Source organism: Thalassovita sp. ABM4_323 (genome assembly GCF_056158665.1).
Genome location: NZ_JBSWTS010000007.1, coordinates 611,269 through 628,379, shown reverse-complemented (window position 1 = coordinate 628,379; position 17,111 = coordinate 611,269). Strand labels below are relative to the sequence as shown.

Sequence of the window (17,111 nt, the reverse complement as noted above, 5' to 3'; positions counted from 1 at the left end):
GTGCTAGGCCTCTTGTAATGCGATATCAATATCCAATAACGGTTGTATGATTTGAAAAATCTATCAAACCGAGATCCGCTGAGCCACGTGGAACAACGCGGCAATCACGGGGGTTTGAGGCTCTTGATGGGCGGCCAGCAGCCCCACAGCGTGATCCGAGATGCCGCCGATCAGGGGGATCGAGACCAAGGGTTGTCCCGCGGACAAGAAACCGGCCATGTCCGTAGGAAGGATCGTTACCCAATCGCCGCTGACCACGTTGGAGACCAATACCACGGTCGAGTTGCTTTCGATCATCGCGACTGGGGTCAGTCCTGCCTCCATGAAGTTTCGATTGATGATGCGCCGGTTCTGCATCTCGGGGGACAAAAGGCACAGTTTCAAATCCCGCAACTCGCGCCAGGGCAGTGACCTGCGCGTCGCCAATGCATGGGTCTGGTGGCAAATCAGGGTGTAGCTTTCGCGATAGAGCGAGCAAGTTGACATGCGCCCCAGTGGTTCGTTGTCCAGATAGGAAATCCCGGCATCCGCCTCGAGGTCTTCGATCATGTGCAAGACCTCTGCCGAACTGCGGGACATAATCGAAAAGCTGACATTGGGATGGCGCGCGTTGAAGCTGGTCGCAAGGGTCGAGGCCCATGTCAGCGCTGTCGGGATCACAGCCAGGCGGATCTGACCAGACAGGCCGTCGTGGGAAGACCGCATTTCGTCCTTCAACCGGCGGGTTTCGCGTACGATATCGCGCGCCAGCTCTAACGCGCGCAGCCCTTCGGGCGTCATCCCTCCGAACCGCGATCCACGCTGGACCAGCTTGACACCCAACTGTTCTTCGAGCTGCTTGATACCATTTGACAGGGTAGGCTGCGTAAGGCCCAGGCTTTCCGCGGCCCGGCCGAAATGTCGCTCTTTGGCCAAAGCAATCAACATTTCCAGCTTGTGTATCATAATTCTCTCTCAAAACGCTTGGTTTCAATCGAGAATATCAATCAGCTGAGCGTCCGAACAGCCTGATTACACGATAACCGCTTGTCGGGTCTGCTGGCCGACATCGAAAACGCGCTTATAGCGTTCGATTTCTTCGACAGGGCCCATGGCTTTGTTCGGGTTGTCTGACAGCTTCACCGTTGGCTTCTGATCTGCGCTGACGGCTTTGCAAACCATCGAGAACGGGGCCAGCCGATCACCGGATGTCAGCCCTCGGAAGTCGTTGGTCAACAACGTGCCCCAGCCAAAGGACGGGCGACAGCGCCCAATGAATTGGGCCTGTAGCTCTGCGATCTTGGCGACATCCAATCCATCCGAGAAGATCACCATCTTCTCGGTTGGGTCCTCGCCGTGATCTTGCCACCATTGGATGGCGCGTTCAGCCCCCGCGGCCGGATCGCCGCTGTCAATGCGAATGCCTGTCCAGCCGGCCAGCCAATCGGGCGCGCGTTTCAAAAACCCTTCGGTCCCGTAGGTGTCAGGCAGGATTATGCGCAGGTTGCCGTCATGCTCGTCTTGCCAGTCTTCAAGAACACGATAGGGCGCCGCGGTCAGTTGTGCGTCGTTTTCCGCCAGCGCGGCATAAACCATGGGCAGTTCATGGGCATTGGTTCCGATGGCCTCGAGATCGCGGTTCTTGGCAATCAGACAGTTCGAGGTTCCGACAAACGAGTCTTCGAGACCTTCGCACATAGCCTGGACGCACCAATCCTGCCATAGGAAAGAGTGCCGCCGCCGGGTACCGAAATCCGCAATTTTCAGATCTGGGATTTGGCGCAGCGCCTCGACCTTTTGCCAAAGCAACGTCATCGCGCGCGCGTAAAGAACCTGCAACTCGAACTTGGCCATGTCGTGCAAAACCGCACGTCCGCGCAGCTCCATCAACACGGCCAACGCGGGAATTTCCCATAGCATGACTTCGGGCCAGGCGCCTTCAAAGGTCAGCTCGTATTGGCCATCCCTCTTCTCAAGATGATAGTCGGGCAGGCGCAGATTTTCGAACCACTCCATGAAATCGGGGCGGAACATTTGGCGTTTTCCGTAGAAGGTGTTTCCGCGCAACCAGGTGCTTTCTCCGCGGCTAAGTGACAAAGAGCGAATATGATCCAGCTGTTCGCGCAATTCACCTTCATCAATCAGGTCGGCCAACCGAACCGAAGGGGTGCGGTTGATCAGACTGAAGGTGACGCGCGTATCAGGCCGGTTTCGGAAAACAGATTGACACATCAGCAGCTTATAGAAGTCGGTGTCGATCAAAGACCGAACAATCGGGTCGATCTTCCACTTATGGTTCCAAACTCGGGTCGCGATATCCACGGGTGACTTCCTTGTTTCGACACCCTGTTGATACGCGAACCAGAATCCCTGTCCAAGCCTTCATTCTATTGCGCCGGGTGCACCACCCGTGAGAGCGAGTGAAGTAGTTCCGTTTTTCGGACAGGTTTGGTTAAGAACTCGTCCATCCCAGCGTCAAGGCAGGCCTCTCGATCGCTGGCAAAGCCATTTGCGGTGAGCGCCACGATGCGGGGCTGCGGCCCGGCGGCCGCGCGGATGATTTTGGTTGCCGTCAGTCCATCCATACGTGGCATCGACATGTCCATGAAGACGACGTCAGGAGCAATCTGTTCATTCAGGGTGACGGCCTGTTCGCCATCATGCGCAAAATGGAGATGAATATCCAAGCCCTTGAGGAATTTGCGGATGACAAGGCGGTTGGTCTTGTTGTCCTCGGCGACAAGCACGGTCAGATCGGGTGGCAGTTCAGCGGTCGGGCGCTGCTTGGAAGGCAGGTTTTGCCCCGAAAGCGGCTTGATGGGGAGCGAAATGCTGAAACACGACCCCTGTCCCAAGGTCGAGCTGACAGAGATCGTGCCCCCCATGGCTTGGGCAAGCTTTTGTGAAATAGTTAGCCCCAGCCCGGTTCCGCCAAAGCGACGCGTTGTGTCAGTGTCGGCTTGCGCAAAGGAATCAAAGATGGTCTTCAGCCGGTTCTGAGGAATTCCGATCCCCGTATCCCGGACCTGAATAACCAGTTGGTCGTCCTGACCTTGCCGGGCGATACGGGCGTGCACCTCGACCGAGCCGGTTTCCGTAAATTTCACTGCGTTCCCAACGATGTTGAGCAAGATCTGTCTCAGTCGGGAGTCATCAAGATTGATCTGATCGGGCAGGTCTGCGTCATGCACCGATAGGGTCAAACCACGTGAATCGGCCTGGGGTTGCAGCAATTGCACGACGCCGTTCAGGCAAGATTTGGGGTCAAAATCCACCGGGTGCAACTCGATGCGGCGGGCGTCCAACTTGCTGAGGTCCAGAATGTCGTTCAAAATGCTCAACAGTGCCTCGGCCGATCCGCGGATGGTTTCCGCGTAGCTGTGGTACTCTTGTGGCAGGTCCGCCTCGCACAAAAGGTCGGCCATGCCAATGACACCGTTCATCGGTGTGCGCAGCTCATGGCTCATGGTTGCCAGGAAACTGGATTTGGCCCGGGCTCCGGCCTCGGCGGCGGCTTTGGCGCGCGCCAGTTCCTGAGCATGTTGTCTGGCCTGCGTGACATCCCGCTCGATCGAGACCACCATTTCCACCTGATTGTCGTCATCAACGACCGGCACGATTGTCGTTTCGATCCAGATTCTGCGCCCATCCTTTGTGTAGTTCAGGATCTCCGCGCGATGGGGGGTGCCCTGTTGGATGGCCTGTCCGATGCCCCGCGCAACATCCAGGTCGGTTTCCGGACCATTCAACAGATCACCAGGGGTTCTGCCGATGGTTTCGTCGAGTGAGTAACCCGTTGTTTTGCAAAAGGTATCATTGACCCATTGAATGCGACCTTCGGCATCGGACATGATGACACTGTCCAACGCATGGCGCGCCACAAGTGACAGCTTTTTTGCCTCTTTCTGATTTTCGCGAAGATCCGAATAGGCCTTGCTCAGTGCTTCGCTGTGCACCAGCAGCTGGCGGCGATTGTTTAGCTGGCGCCCGAAACCGGCAACGGTATAGCGAATAAACACCATCGCCATGTATCCCATCATTACGCCACCTGCCAAATCATAGAGCAACAGTTTCGGTGGATCGGGCTGATGAAACAGCACATCATACGCAAACAGCCCGATGGCGCAGGAACCATAGACGGCAAGTCGCGCGAAGGTCGCCGAGCGGTGAAAGGGCAATACGATGCCAGCGTTAATCACCGCCCCGGTGAGATAGGCAAGGGCAAAGAACGATCCGCCACTTGCGGGGGCGCTGATCCAGGCCAGGGCCACGCAAACCGAGATCGTCATCGCCTGCAACAGGGCAGTAAATGCGCTCAGCATGGTTGCAAAACGCAGGTTTATCCCTTTGCCAAGATTTCTGTTGATCCAGAACAGGGTCAGGCAGTCGATGGCCTCGCCCAGCAGCGCGATGGCGCAGGCGGTCAGGCCGACTTCTGGCGAGACCAGAGCATACAGAAACACGGTTCCGCTAAGCGTCAGTGCTTGCCGGCTGAGGAACGAGCTGACGCGCCCTTGAGCATAGCGCAACAACAGCCCTTCGGGCGTGTGGCGCGCGTCAAACTCCTCGACTGAAATCGCACTTGGTTCGGGCATGGATCGCTCCGCAGGGAACTGTCCGCCTCAATATGCGTGCGAAAGGGTAAACAACCGGCAAACTAGGCTTCTGTCAGATGAATTCCGGCCTGTTGCATGGCTGTCATCGCAGCGCTTAACGATCCGTCCAGATCAATGGCGCGACACAAATCGGTGCGCAGCTCGACCGAAAACCCCAGCTTGGCTGCATCCAGAGCCGAATAGTTCACACAGAAATCAGTCGCCAACCCAACCAAGAGCAGGTCAGAAATGCCGCGCGTTTGCAAATATCCCATAAGCCCCGTTGGCGTGGTCTGATCGTTCTCGAAAAAGGCTGAATAGCTGTCGATACCGGGGCGAAATCCCTTGCGGATGATCATATCGGCGCGGTCCACATTCAGATCGGGATGAAACGAGGCCCCCTGGCTGCCCTGCACACAATGATCGGGCCACAGAACTTGCGGGCCATAGGGCATTTCCGTCACGCTATAGGGCGCTGCATTGGGATGCTGAGACGCAAACGAGCTGTGATTGGCCGGATGCCAATCCTGGGTCAGCACCACGGCATCTGCGCGGTGCATAAGATCGTTGATCCCGGGGACGATCTGGTCACCTTCGGGAACGGCCAGCGCGCCTCCGGGGCAGAAATCATTCTGGACGTCAATCACGATCAGGGCTTGGGTCATCGCGGGTCTCCTTTGAGTGAAATGGGTAAGGCGCGCGGTGTCAGGCGTCAATCATGTGGCGCTTTGCCCGTCTTGCGAAGGCGCGGGAACAGGCGTAAAGCGCCTTATATGTATACTGTCTGCGCTCTCTATCACTTCACCCCATTCGCTGATCACACTGCTTTGCGTGACCCGTTGTTGACGCTTGCCAAGTCCAAGGGTGTGACCGGCACGCTGCTGCTGGCACACGAAGGTATCAACGGCACCATCGCCGGATCGCGCGAGGGCATCGACGCCATGCTGGCCCATATCCGCGCGCTGCCCGGTTGTGCAGACCTGGAGTGGAAGGAAAGCACCGCCGCCGAGCAACCCTTTGCCCGGATGAAGGTGAAGCTGAAGAAAGAGATTGTGACTCTGGGCCAGCCCGACGTGGACCCGCGCGCCAAGGTGGGGCACTACGTGGCGCCCGAGGATTGGAACGACCTGATCCGCAGCCCCGATGTGGCGTTGATCGACACGCGCAACGATTATGAGGTGGCGATTGGCACGTTCGAGGGCGCCGTGGACCCCGAAACGGCCAGTTTTCGCGAATTCCCCGCCTGGTGGGAGGCCAACAAGGACCGGTTCCACAACAAGCGCATCGCGATGTTCTGCACCGGTGGCATCCGCTGCGAGAAATCCACCAACTATCTGCTGGGACTGGGGATCGAGGATGTCTATCACCTGAAGGGCGGCATTCTGAAATACCTGGAAGAGGTCCCCGCTGAAGACAGCGCCTGGGAAGGGGAGTGTTTCGTTTTTGACGGGCGCGTGTCGGTTGGGCATGGTCTGGAAGAGGGGCCGCATATCCTGTGTCACGCTTGCCGCCGCCCGATCCTGCCCGAGGACACCAAGCGCGCGCAATACGAGGAAGGCGTGAGCTGTCATCACTGCGTTGACGAGACCTCGGACGCGGACAAGGCGCGGTTCCGGGAACGTCAGAAGCAGATCGCGTTGGCCAAGACGCGGGGCGAAACCCATCTGGGTGGTGAGATCGGCGTCTAAGAGGGGGCTCTGCCCCCGGCCTGCGGCCTCCCCCGGAGTATTTTCAGAGCAAAGAAGGCGTTAGTCCTGATCGGATGTTTTGCGGCGCAGGGCCTTGATTTGCCCGCGTTGTTTTTTTGCATCCACGCGGCGGCGTTGGCTGGCCTTGGTGGGTTTTGTGGGGATGCGGCGTTTGGGGCGGTGGGTCGCCTTTTCGATCAATTCGGCCAGGCGTTGGCGGGCGATTTCGCGGTTTCGGGCCTGGCTGCGGGTTTCGTCGCATTGCAGGATCAGCGCGCCTTCTTTGGTCCAGCGGCGTCCGGCCAGTCGTTTGAGGCGCGCCTTGACCGGGTCGGGCAGGGAGGGGGAGCGTGCGGCCTCGAACCGAAGTTCCACGGCCGTGCTGACCTTGTTCACGTTCTGCCCGCCTGGCCCGCTGGCCCGGACGAAATGTTCGGTCAGTTCCCAATCCTGGATGGTGATTTGATCGGTGACGCGGAGCATGTCTGTTCTTAGCCCGTGACGGGGCAAACTGAAAGGGCCGCCCGATGTGGTGCGGCCCTCAGAGATTTAAGGAGGTGGCTCTGGTTAGATGCTCACCAATTCGGAAGTTTTCTGCCCGAGGGCTGCCTCAGGTATCTCCCTTTCGAACTGTCCCTACACCGTTCTCCATGATCCCATTAGACACAAGAGCACCTCCTTTCTGATGTTTCGATACCATCAGACTCGCACAGAAATGCCATATGTCAAAACAAAATCATGTGGTGCGTGCTGTTAGCGACCCCACGATGAAGCGGAACGGCAAAAGTGCCACCAAAGCAAGCGATAGCTTCACCAGCCAGTCGGCGACGCCCAGAGAAACCCAAAGCGGCACGACAGGGCCGGCGCCCAGCAGGGGCAGGGCTTCGTTCGCCCAGGACACGTCGTTGCCCGGTTCCAGCCCGGTCAGGCCGGCGGAAAACGCGATGGTAAAGAAGATCGCGGTGTCCAACGAGCTGCCCACAAGGGTCGAGGCCAGCGGGGCGCGCCACCAGCTGCCTTCGCGCAGGCGATCAAAGACGGCGATATCCACCAGCTGGGCGGTCAGGAAGGCCAGGCCCGAACCAATGGCGATCCGCAGCGTGACGGCGGGATAGGTGTAGCCATCGCCTTGCAGCATGATTTGCGTGCCGATCAGCGAGCAGAGGACTCCGACAACAAAACCGGCCACGACGACCTTGCGCGCGGGGCCAACCCCATAGACGCGGTTCATAACATCGGTCACCAGGAAGGCGATCGGATAGGTAAAGGCGCCCCAGGTCAGCCATTGGCCAAACAGGAACTGAACAAGGATGTTCGAGGCCACAACGACGGCGGCCATGGCAAGAATGCCAGGAATATGGGTGCGGTTCATTATTTTGATCCGTTTTTACATGGTAGCGGCGACATGGTTCCCGACCATCGGGAACGGGCGGCGTTTAGTCCTGATTCCCTTGTTTGGCAAGGGTTTTTGGCAGAACGTATTCGACAATCTCGTTTGGAAGCAGGCTGAGAAAGTTGTCATCTGCGACCATGGTCAGGCGGATTTGGCCTGTTTCATCGCGCCAGACGGCCAGTCCTTCGAGGTTCCCGTGATAGCGCTCGGGTGTTTGCAACAAGATCTGCGGATCAGCCGGTCCCTGCGGCGTGACAGCAAAAGAGCGTACCAGACTGGCAAAGCCGAAGCCTTTGAAATGGCGCTCTAAAACATAGAGCCGGCCGTCCGGCCCAAAGTCAGCCCCCACCGGCAGAAAGCCAGGTTTGCGTGGGTAGTTGGCCCAGCGGGTCCAGGAGTTTTGCTGGTACCGATACAGCGCAAGGCGCCCCCGGCGGGCCCAGCTTCGTTCGGGGATCGCAAAGACGGTGCCGTGGTGGTCTATGGCCAGCGCCTCGAGCCCGCCATTTCCCGGCATTTTGTGAAAATCCGCGTGCCGGGGCAGGGGCAGCGCGCGCATCTGTCCGGGGGCATAAGCGCGCAGGCCATGTATGCCCTCAAAGCTGATGAACACGGTGCCATCCGGGCCAAGCGCAATGCCTTCGGCGTCGTTCGCCCGACCGTTCAGACGCCTGAGATTGCGATCCTGTAGCGAAATGGCAGGGCCCGTCGTGGCGTGCAGATCGTCGTGGTGACGCTCTAGTTGTCCGCGCAAGATACGCCCGCGATCAGAAATCAGAACCATCTGACGCCCGTCCGGGCCCAGCTCCATCCCGGAATATCCGCCCAGTTTCGGTGGGTCGCTGGGCAGCGCGGCCACCCCGACCAAGCGCGCTGGCCCCCAGGGTGCGCGCCCAGGAAACCCACTCACACAACCGAGAACCAGCGCCGCTATTGCGACTGCAAGACCGAGACGCATTGGTTCGGCAAATCTCTCATCGTGAGGTCGCGGCGGGGTTTGCGTTTGGGCGCATTCGGATCCGGCGGTGGCGGGTTCAGGATGTCTTGCACCCATTTTTCAGCGTCCTTGCAGCCGTCACCGGGGGGCGGGGCATCCTGATTGACGCAGTTTGGTGCGCCTTTCGGGCAGTTCAAACGGACATGGAAATGATAGTGATGTCCCCACCACGGCCGGATTTTTCGCAGCCAACTGCGATCGCCCTTTTCGTCATTGCACATCTGCACCTTGGCGCCGGGGAAAACAAAGATCCGGGCAACGCGCGGGTCTTGGGCGGCGGCCTTGAGTATTTCGTGATGGCCGCGCGTCCACTGGTCGTTGACATAGGCTCCGTTCGCGCGACGCATCGAGATCGAAGAGATGTTCTCGCGGTCTGTTCGGGACAAGTTCAGCCGGTCCGCGGGCCGCATCCAGATATCAACATCCATGCCAATCTGGTGGCTGCGATGGCCGGTCAGCATCGGCCCGCCGCGGGGTTGGCTCATGTCGCCGACATACAATCCGCTCCATCCCGGTTGCATAGCCGCCTTGGTCGAAAGCGTTTGGACAAAATCGATCAGCTCAGGATGGCCCCAATTGCGGTTCCGGCTTAGGCGCATCGCCTGCCATGTGGGGCCGGTCTCGGCCAGTTCGACCCCGCCGGCCAGACACCCATTGGCATATCCCCCATAGGGTTCGGCGCGCTGAGGCGAGCCGTGCTCATGCGCGCCAAAAAGCTGCTTGGCCGCGACCCCTTGCATTGCACTGGGAATGGATTGCTTGGTCGAAAGCTGGCGCTCTTGCGTCGGCGCCGCAGAACAGGACGCCAGCAAGAATAGAGCAGCGATCAGGCGGATGTTTCGGACCATGTGGCGCGATCTCCTTCGGGTTTGACCCAGCGTAGCAAGATCAGGCCCAGAAGGAAAAGCAGGATCAGCGGGGAAACGCCTAATTGCTGGCTTTGAGTGACTTGAGTCATCACCCCGATTGATAGTGGCGCGATGAAAGACGTCGCCTTGCCAGCCAGAGCATAGAGTCCAAAAGCTTCGGTCATTTTCTCGGGTTTGGCTTGTCTGACCATCATGGTGCGGCTGGCCGATTGAATCACCCCGCCGGCGGCCCCAATTAGTGCGCCCAGAAAATAGAACGCAATGTCCGGCAGGCTTAAATCCGGTCCAACCGGAATTCCAAATACCGAATTACGAGAGACAAAGACGATACCGATGGCCACGCCCGTAAGCACCAAAATACAAAAAGTGATCACAGGCTTTGGACCGAACTTCACATCCATCCGGCCACCAAGCCAGGCGAAAATTGCACCAGCGATGATGGCCAGAATGCCGAAAATGCCGGTATCGACAACCGTCCAGTTCAGAACGCCAGCGGCATAGATACCGCCAAAGACATACATGCCATTCAGCGCATCCCGATACAGCATGGAGGATCCGAGATAGGCGAACAACGAAGGCGTCTGCGGAAGCTTTTTGACAGTCTTCCAAACCCCGCCCAACGCGCTGGACACGGCTCCTTTTGGCGGGCGCACGGGTTTGGGATCACGAACCCACAAAAAGAACGGAATCATGAACACAGCATACCAGATTGCCGTCAGCGGGCCGACGAACCGTGTTCCCTCGCGCGCTTCTGGGTCCAGACCCAAGGCTGGGGAAAGACCAATAAAGGTTTTCCCGGTGGCAGCGCTTTCGGCAAAGAATAGCAGCATGATGACCAGCGCCAGCAGGCCACCCAGATAGCCGAATGCCCATCCATTCCCCGAGATTTTCCCGATCTGATCCTCAGGACCAAGGTCAGGCAGCATCGAGTTGGTAAAGATCGTCGCAAATTCCATCCCGATCATTCCGATCGCGAACAGGAACAAGGTCAGCGTCAGGTTAAAGCTGTCCGGAGCAGCCCACCACAGGCCAAACGCGCCGACGACATACATAATGGAAAACAGCCAAATCCAACGCAGCCTATTGCCCGACGTATCAGCCATGGCGCCCAGGAATGGCGCCAGTATTGCGATAATTATCCCAGCAGCCCCGATCCCAAATCCCCAAGCGGATTGAGCGGCAGTCCCATCGCCCAAGAGCTCTTTGATGTAAGGCGCGAAAATAAAGGTAATCAGCAGCGTGTTATACGGCTGGCTTGCCCAGTCGAAAAAGAACCAACCCCAGATGCGCTTGTTCATACTGTCCCCGCCCGCTCATATCGTTAACTTTCGTTATGGCAGGCGGAATGTAACGCTGGCAAGTCAAACCCGCCGTCAGTTCGATTTGTCATCTTGCATCGGGGGCCAGGGGCGCAGGGCCTCGGCCTCGATCCACTTGGCAATCCAGTCTGGGGTTTTGACGTCCGGCACCTCGCCCATGATGTCCTGCGCCACCTGATGTGGCGGCACGATACCGTCCTTGCTGGTTACCGCGGTGCGATAGACGATGTGGTTGGCGCATTCCCCGTCCTTTCGCCACATGGACTGTTCGATATAGATGAACTTGTCATCCCAGCACAGCGCACGCGAGCGCATCTGCACCACGTCAAAGACCCGGATCCGGCGGCGATAGCGCACGCAGGCCCCGGCCATGGTCATGCCCCAGCGGTTGCGCTTCATCGCGGCCAGCAAACCGGCGCGCTGGGCCAGGATCATCCGACCCAGATCGTACAGGGTCAGCGTGCGGCCGTTGTTCAGCTCCATCCACAGATCGATGTCCCAGGGCATGCACATATGGTGCGATACATGGGTGCCATCAAAGGGCAAGGCCGGGGCTTTGCGGAACTTGATGAACTCTTTGACGAAGCGCAGAACGGGATACATGGCGGACTCCTTTGGGTTTGCGATGCGCCGCAAATCAGAGAAGGTCAACCCAAACCGCGCGTCAAAGCTTGCCCTTGGTCCACCAAGTGCTTACCTGTGGGGCGATCAACCAAGAGGGCCCCCGCCAATGATGTCTTTGTTTCAAATCCTGATGCTTATTCTGGACGTTGTCTGGTTCTTCATTCTGGCCCATGTGATTATGAGCTGGCTGATCAGCTTTCAGGTGTTGAATCTGGGCCAGCAATTCGTGGCGCAAATCTGGTACGGGCTGAACCGCATTCTTGAACCGCTCTATGGTCCGATCCGCCGTATCCTGCCGCCAATGGGGGGCTTGGACCTGGCGCCGCTGGTTGTTCTGCTGGGCGTTTATGCGTTGCGGATCATTCTGGTCAACAACATCTCGGCCTTCTACTGATCCGGGACTTGTCCCACTATCTATAGTGTGGGAAAACCTCTGTACGAGCAGATATAGCCGCGCAGAGAAAAATGACGCACGCCCACCAGATCCTTCGGGATGTCTTTGGATTCGATAATTTCCGCGATGGTCAGGCCGAGGTGGTCGAGGCCGTGGCCGTCGGCCAGAACGTCCTGGCCATCATGCCAACAGGTGGCGGTAAATCCCTGTGTTTCCAACTGCCTGCGCTGATGCGCGAGGGGATCACCGTGGTGATCTCGCCGCTGATTGCCCTGATGCGGGATCAGGTCCGCGCCCTGCGCGAGGCCGGTGTCGAAGCCGGTGCCCTGACCAGTGGCAATACGCCCGAGGAAACCGATGCCGTTTGGGACGCGATCGAGGCTGGCACCCTGAAGCTGCTGTATATCGCGCCCGAGCGCCTGTCTGCGGGCTCGGCGCTGGGCATGTTGCAGCGGATCAACGTGTCTTTGATCGCTGTGGACGAGGCCCATTGCGTCAGCCAATGGGGGCATGATTTCCGGCCGGATTATCTGCGGATTGGTGAATTACGCCGCTCGCTTGGGGTGCCCTTGGCGGCATTTACCGCCACGGCGGATGCGGAAACCCGCGCTGAAATCGTGTCACGCCTGTTTGATGACCAGCCGCCTCAGACCTTTTTGCGCGGCTTTGATCGCCCCAACATTCATATGGCCTTTGCCGCCAAGAACAGCCCGCGTCAGCAGATCCTGAATTTCGCAGCCGCCCGTAAAGGCCAATCCGGCATCGTTTACTGTGGGACCCGCGCCAAAACCGAGTCCCTGGCCAAGGCCCTGCGCGAGGCTGGCCACGCGGCCTGTCACTATCACGGCGGGATGGATCCCGATGATCGCCGCTATGCCGAAACCCGGTTCCAGCAAGAGGACGGTCTGATCGTTGTGGCCACGGTGGCCTTTGGGATGGGGGTCGACAAGCCTGATATCCGCTGGGTTGCCCATGCCGATTTGCCCAAATCCATCGAGGCTTACTACCAGGAAATCGGGCGTGCGGGGCGCGATGGGGCCCCTGCGGAAACGCTGACATTGTTTGGCCCCGAGGATGTGCGCCTGCGCCGGGCGCAAATTGACGAAGGCCTTGCCCCGCCCGAACGTCGCGCTGCGGACCATGCCCGCCTGAATGCTCTGCTGGGCCTGGCCGAGGCGCTGAAATGCCGCCGCTCAACCTTGCTGTCCTATTTCGGTGAAACGCATGACAGCTGTGGCAATTGCGATTTGTGTGACAGTCCGCCCGATGTGTTTGACGGCACACAACCCGTCCGTATGGCGCTGTCGGCGATTCTGCGCACCGAGGAATGGTATGGCTCGGGGCATTTGATCGACATCCTGCTGGGGAACCTGACGGATCGGGTGCGCGAAAAGGGGCACGATGCCTTGCCCACATTCGGGGTTGGGCGCGAATACGACAAGCGTCAATGGCAGGCGATTTTCCGGCAAATGATGGCGCATGATCTGGTCCGCCCCAACCCGGATCGCCACGGCGCGCTGCATATGACCGAGGCCGCGCGGCCCATCCTGCGGGGCGAGGCCGAGATCGCGTTGCGCAAGGATTCGGTCAGGAACGCGACGCGACACCCCGCGATCAAGGCACTGGTCAGCGACGAGGACGCGCCGCTGCTGTCGGCGTTGAAAGCCAAACGCCGGGCCCTGGCCGAGGCGGCGAATGTTCCCGCCTATGTGATTTTCAACGACCGCACCCTGATCGAAATGGCTGAAAAGCGCCCTCAGGATCTGGATCAAATGGCCCATATCAGCGGCGTTGGCGCGAAGAAACTGGATCGCTATGGCCGCACATTCCTGGAGGTTATTACCGGGGCGGTCCAGGATTTGCATCCGCAGCGAAAGAAGCTCGCAGGCCGCGAGGCCGGCCCTTTGTATGACCGGTTGCTCGAGGTCCAGGCCGATCTGGCTCGGGGCAAGGACGGGCTGGAAAAACCACTGAGCTGTTCTGCATCTTTGCTGGCCAAGGTGGCGCAGATACGGCCCTCGGACACGGGGGCCATGGCGCGATTGTTGGGCGAAAAACGTGCTGATCGCTTTGGGGCGGCCTTTCTGGACGTGTTGCAAGAAGCCGGTTAGAAACGTTCTAAACCAAAAGGAGCCCAAATGCTGATCGTCGTGTCCCCTGCCAAGAAAATGGATATGAGCCCCGTCGATGCCGGGGTGACACAGCCGGTATTTGCAGATCGCGCCGAGGAATTGGCCGAAATCGCGCGGGACCTGAGCGTGGCCGAGTTGCAAAAGCTGATGCATATCAGTGAAAACCTGGCCAAGTTGAACGCCGACCGGTTTCGCGATTTCGGCCAGATGGAGCGCAAACCCGCCGCGCTCGCCTTTGCTGGGGACACCTATGTTGGCTTGGATGCGAGCTCATTGGACGCCGAGGAAATGGAATGGGCGCAGCGTCATTTCCGAATTTTGTCGGGGCTGTATGGTGTGCTGCGCCCATTGGACGAAATTCAGCCCTACCGCTTAGAGATGGGCAGTCGGCTGAAAAACCCGCTTGGGAAAAACCTCTATGAGTATTGGGGCGAAGATGTTGCCAGGGTCTTGGCCGAACAGGCTGAAAAAACTGGTTCGGAGGTGTTGGTGAACTGCGCAAGCCAGGAGTATTTTGGCGCGGTTGATCTGAAAGCCCTGGGGCTGCGAGTGGTGACACCGGTCTTTATGGAAGAGAAACCCAGCGGTCCGAAAATCGTCAGTTTCTTCGCCAAACGGGCGCGTGGTGCGATGGCCAGGTTTATCATCCAACGACGATTGATGGATCCCGAGGCACTGACGGATTTCGACACTGGTGGATATAGATTTCAGCCTGATCTGTCCGAAGAGGACCAGTTGGTGTTCGTGCGCCCGGCTCAAATCGCGGATGCTGCCTGATCCTCTCCGGTAATGGGGGGGCGCGTGCCCTGTGGCTGATATTGAGTCAGCGCGGCATGGATTTCGGGTTTTCGAAGCGGTTTGGTCAGGTAGTGATCCAGCCCGGCCTTGAGAATGTCCTGACTGTCTCCGTCCATCGCGTGAGCCGTCATTGCAATGATCGGCACGTGCGCGCCTGTGGTTTTCTCGATCTTGCGAATGGCGCGCGTTGCCTCTTTGCCGTCCATACCTGGCATCGAGATGTCCATGAAAATGACGTCTGGGTTGATATCTGCAAAAAGCTGCACGGCCTCGCGTCCGTTTTCAGCGAAATGCAGATCAATGTCCGCAGTTTTCAGCATTTTGGTCAGGACCAGCCGGTTGGTGCGATTGTCCTCGGCGGCCAGTACGCGCATTTTCCGCAGGTCGTCTGATTGGACCGGCTGCGTATTCTCTGCTGGATTTGCCGGGTCTTCGCTGCGCGGCCCGCCCTGGTGTTCAGAGGGTTTTTCACCAAGCCGCGCGCCCAGTTCCCGCAGGCGCGCAAACAATTCGCGCCGCGGGGTTGGCTTTGTCATGATGGCCTGAATGTATTTTTTCCCTTTTTCCATTTCGGCATAGGTCGAGTTGGAACTGAACAGGAGAATGGGCACCTGACTGCCGCGCTTGCGGATCTTCTTGGCCAGCGCAATTCCGTCCATGCTGGGCATGTTGTGATCGGTCATGACGACATCAAATCCATCGTCCAGCCGATCGAGGGCCTCTTCGCCCGACGAACAACACACGGTTTCGATCCCCAGAATTTCCATTTGGCGCGCCAGCACTTCTTGATTAACCGATAGATCATCGACGACGAGGACTCGTTTCAGCTGCTGCGGAAGAACCGGTGCGATTTCGGTCATGACCTCGGTCGCGGGCAGCGTGATCCGGAACCCGAAGCTGGAGCCGACATCCTCTTCGGAATCCACCCAAATCTGACCTTTCATCAGGTGAATCAGGCGTTGGGTGATCGCCAGTCCCAGGCCGGTCCCCTCGAATTTGCAATTCTTTTCGTCATCGACCTGATTGAACTCACCGAAAATGTGTTCGACTTTGCTGCTGGGGATGCCGATGCCTGTGTCTTCGACGGTGATATGGATATGCGTGTTCGGAGAATCGCCGGGCTGCAGGCCGACCACGCGCACCAGCACGTGGCCGGTTTCGGTGAACTTGACCGCGTTGCCGACGAGGTTGGTCAAAGCCTGCCGGATACGTCCAGCATCGCCTTCGAACATGGTGGGGAGAAACAGGTCATAGTCGATCAGCAGATCGATGCCCTTGTCCCGCGCCATGGGTTGCAGCAGCATGACGACCTCGTGAATGCAGCGCTCCAGATCGAAGGGTTCCGAGTGCAGAACCAGTTTGTTCGCCTCGATTTTGGAGTAGTCCAGCACATCATTGATGATGACCAGAAGGGCCTCGGCCGAGTTCTTGATGGTGTTGACGAAAAGCTGCTGTTCCTCGGATAGCGAGGTATCCGACAAGAGTTCGGACATACCCACGACCCCATTCATCGGGGTACGGATTTCGTGGCTCATGTTGGCCAGGAAGGCCGATTTCGCCCGCGAGGCGGCCTCGGCCTTTTCGCGCGCGACGGTCAGTTCTTCTTCGTATCGAACGGTGTCGGTGATATCCAGCGCCAGGCTGACGATATCCCCCGCGGGGCCGCGTTGATCCAGAAGTTTGACATAGGTGTCGTTCCACAGCCGCACCACCACCGGAGGAGGCGAGGGCGCGTTCCAGCGTTGCTGCATCATCGCGCGCCAGTTGGCCGGATCGTACTCCCCGATATTCACGATGCCTTCTTCGGTCAGCAGCTGCAGAATTCGGGCATACTGGATGCCCGGAACCAGCTCTTCCAACCCATCAAAGTGGGACAAATAGGCATGGTTCGCGGCGATCATCTGGCTGTCGGAATCGAAAAAGGCAAACCCGTCCTGGATCGTTTCGATCGAATGCCACAGCCGGCGTTCGGCAATTTCAACCTTTTCATGCGCGAGGGTCAGGTCGGATCTGACCTGCTGGTTTTCAGTTCGGAAATTTTCGACCTGGGCCCGCGTTTCGACGATTTCTTCGGACAGGACCCGCGCCTGGCGGCCCAGTTTCTGGTTCGCCGCGTGGAGTTCAGCCTGCTTCAGCTCTAGCAGCCGTTCTGCTGCCAGTCTGGCGCGTCTTTCCTCTGCCAGTTTTTGTGCAAGACTCATCCTCAACCCCGTGCCGCTCAGAATTGCATGGCATGACTTTGGGGAGTGGTCGTGAAAATCCGCTTAATATTCGTGATAGCGATGTGATCGGCCAAGTCTTGATTTTCCGTCGTGCGCCATGC

At 58.5% G+C, this 17,111-nt stretch carries 15 protein-coding genes; 4 read left to right on the top strand and 11 right to left on the bottom strand.

Features of this window, described 5'->3' with window-relative positions; all coding sequences use genetic code 11:
• Positions 1–63: 63 nt before the first annotated feature.
• The 4 genes from ACXADQ_RS05420 to pncA form a co-directional block, all read right to left on the bottom strand.
• On the bottom strand, positions 64–945 hold the full coding sequence (locus tag ACXADQ_RS05420; protein ID WP_475316345.1) for a LysR family transcriptional regulator: 882 nt from the start codon (positions 943–945) through the stop codon (positions 64–66).
• Between the two features lie 66 nt (positions 946–1,011).
• Positions 1,012–2,301 (bottom strand): nicotinate phosphoribosyltransferase, encoded by a 1,290-nt coding sequence (gene pncB / locus ACXADQ_RS05415; RefSeq protein WP_475316343.1) that lies wholly within the window; start codon positions 2,299–2,301, stop codon positions 1,012–1,014.
• 65 nt (positions 2,302–2,366) lie between these two features.
• Positions 2,367–4,574: a PAS domain-containing hybrid sensor histidine kinase/response regulator gene (locus ACXADQ_RS05410; RefSeq protein ID WP_475316340.1), complete on the bottom strand. Its 2,208-nt coding sequence runs from the start codon at positions 4,572–4,574 to the stop codon at positions 2,367–2,369.
• 62 nt (positions 4,575–4,636) lie between these two features.
• The gene (gene pncA, locus ACXADQ_RS05405; RefSeq protein ID WP_475316338.1) at positions 4,637–5,239 is read right to left on the bottom strand and encodes a bifunctional nicotinamidase/pyrazinamidase; all 603 of its coding nucleotides are present in this window, start codon (positions 5,237–5,239) and stop codon (positions 4,637–4,639) included.
• Positions 5,240–5,347: 108 nt separating this feature from the next.
• On the opposite strand from pncA, the gene trhO reads away from it, so the two are divergent.
• On the top strand, positions 5,348–6,262 hold the full coding sequence (gene trhO / locus ACXADQ_RS05400) for an oxygen-dependent tRNA uridine(34) hydroxylase TrhO (protein WP_475316336.1): 915 nt from the start codon (positions 5,348–5,350) through the stop codon (positions 6,260–6,262).
• Positions 6,263–6,322: 60 nt separating this feature from the next.
• Here trhO and arfB read toward each other — a convergent pair whose 3' ends face one another.
• From arfB to ACXADQ_RS05370, 6 genes are all read right to left on the bottom strand, one after another.
• Entirely contained in the window at positions 6,323–6,745 is a 423-nt protein-coding gene (gene arfB / locus ACXADQ_RS05395; protein WP_475316334.1) for an alternative ribosome rescue aminoacyl-tRNA hydrolase ArfB, read from the bottom strand.
• A gap of 253 nt (positions 6,746–6,998) precedes the next feature.
• Positions 6,999–7,634: a queuosine precursor transporter gene (locus ACXADQ_RS05390; RefSeq protein ID WP_475316331.1), complete on the bottom strand. Its 636-nt coding sequence runs from the start codon at positions 7,632–7,634 to the stop codon at positions 6,999–7,001.
• Between the two features lie 64 nt (positions 7,635–7,698).
• A complete protein-coding gene (locus tag ACXADQ_RS05385) occupies positions 7,699–8,514 on the bottom strand; it encodes an esterase-like activity of phytase family protein (protein WP_475326032.1) in 816 nt (271 codons plus the stop codon).
• A 71-nt stretch (positions 8,515–8,585) separates the two neighbouring features.
• Entirely contained in the window at positions 8,586–9,500 is a 915-nt protein-coding gene (gene mepA / locus ACXADQ_RS05380; protein ID WP_475316329.1) for a penicillin-insensitive murein endopeptidase, read from the bottom strand.
• Positions 9,479–10,819, bottom strand: a complete 1,341-nt coding sequence (locus ACXADQ_RS05375; RefSeq protein ID WP_475316326.1) for an MFS transporter — start codon at positions 10,817–10,819, stop codon at positions 9,479–9,481. Before ACXADQ_RS05375 ends, mepA begins: the two co-directional genes overlap by 22 nt.
• Before the next feature lie 75 nt (positions 10,820–10,894).
• The gene (locus ACXADQ_RS05370) at positions 10,895–11,443 is read right to left on the bottom strand and encodes an acyl-CoA thioesterase (protein WP_475316321.1); all 549 of its coding nucleotides are present in this window, start codon (positions 11,441–11,443) and stop codon (positions 10,895–10,897) included.
• A 127-nt stretch (positions 11,444–11,570) separates the two neighbouring features.
• On the opposite strand from ACXADQ_RS05370, the gene ACXADQ_RS05365 reads away from it, so the two are divergent.
• The 3 genes from ACXADQ_RS05365 (at position 11,571) to yaaA (ending at position 14,767) form a co-directional block, all read left to right on the top strand.
• On the top strand, positions 11,571–11,858 hold the full coding sequence (locus tag ACXADQ_RS05365; RefSeq protein ID WP_420569154.1) for a YggT family protein: 288 nt from the start codon (positions 11,571–11,573) through the stop codon (positions 11,856–11,858).
• A gap of 71 nt (positions 11,859–11,929) precedes the next feature.
• Positions 11,930–13,969, top strand: a complete 2,040-nt coding sequence (gene recQ / locus ACXADQ_RS05360; protein WP_475316317.1) for a DNA helicase RecQ — start codon at positions 11,930–11,932, stop codon at positions 13,967–13,969.
• Between the two features lie 27 nt (positions 13,970–13,996).
• On the top strand, positions 13,997–14,767 hold the full coding sequence (gene yaaA / locus ACXADQ_RS05355) for a peroxide stress protein YaaA (RefSeq protein WP_475316316.1): 771 nt from the start codon (positions 13,997–13,999) through the stop codon (positions 14,765–14,767).
• Here yaaA and ACXADQ_RS05350 read toward each other — a convergent pair.
• Positions 14,746–16,989, bottom strand: coding sequence for a response regulator (locus ACXADQ_RS05350; RefSeq protein WP_475316314.1), 2,244 nt, complete (start codon positions 16,987–16,989; stop codon positions 14,746–14,748). The two genes, yaaA and ACXADQ_RS05350, sit on opposite strands and share 22 nt — an antisense overlap.
• Positions 16,990–17,111: the final 122 nt, after the last annotated feature.

Bases quoted from the DNA above. Each gene is read 5' to 3' on its own strand.
- ACXADQ_RS05420 (WP_475316345.1), bottom strand. From the start codon at position 945: ATGATACACAAGCTGGAAATGTTGATTGCTTTGGCCAAAGAGCGACAT.
- ACXADQ_RS05410 (WP_475316340.1), bottom strand. From the start codon at position 4,574: ATGCCCGAACCAAGTGCGATTTCAGTCGAGGAGTTTGACGCGCGCCAC.
- pncA (WP_475316338.1), bottom strand. From the start codon at position 5,239: ATGACCCAAGCCCTGATCGTGATTGACGTCCAGAATGATTTCTGCCCC.
- trhO (WP_475316336.1), top strand. From the start codon at position 5,348: ATGTATACTGTCTGCGCTCTCTATCACTTCACCCCATTCGCTGATCAC.
- arfB (WP_475316334.1), bottom strand. From the start codon at position 6,745: ATGCTCCGCGTCACCGATCAAATCACCATCCAGGATTGGGAACTGACC.
- ACXADQ_RS05390 (WP_475316331.1), bottom strand. From the start codon at position 7,634: ATGAACCGCACCCATATTCCTGGCATTCTTGCCATGGCCGCCGTCGTT.
- mepA (WP_475316329.1), bottom strand. From the start codon at position 9,500: ATGGTCCGAAACATCCGCCTGATCGCTGCTCTATTCTTGCTGGCGTCC.
- ACXADQ_RS05375 (WP_475316326.1), bottom strand. From the start codon at position 10,819: ATGAACAAGCGCATCTGGGGTTGGTTCTTTTTCGACTGGGCAAGCCAG.
- ACXADQ_RS05370 (WP_475316321.1), bottom strand. From the start codon at position 11,443: ATGTATCCCGTTCTGCGCTTCGTCAAAGAGTTCATCAAGTTCCGCAAA.
- ACXADQ_RS05365 (WP_420569154.1), top strand. From the start codon at position 11,571: ATGATGTCTTTGTTTCAAATCCTGATGCTTATTCTGGACGTTGTCTGG.
- recQ (WP_475316317.1), top strand. From the start codon at position 11,930: ATGACGCACGCCCACCAGATCCTTCGGGATGTCTTTGGATTCGATAAT.
- yaaA (WP_475316316.1), top strand. From the start codon at position 13,997: ATGCTGATCGTCGTGTCCCCTGCCAAGAAAATGGATATGAGCCCCGTC.
- ACXADQ_RS05350 (WP_475316314.1), bottom strand. From the start codon at position 16,989: ATGAGTCTTGCACAAAAACTGGCAGAGGAAAGACGCGCCAGACTGGCA.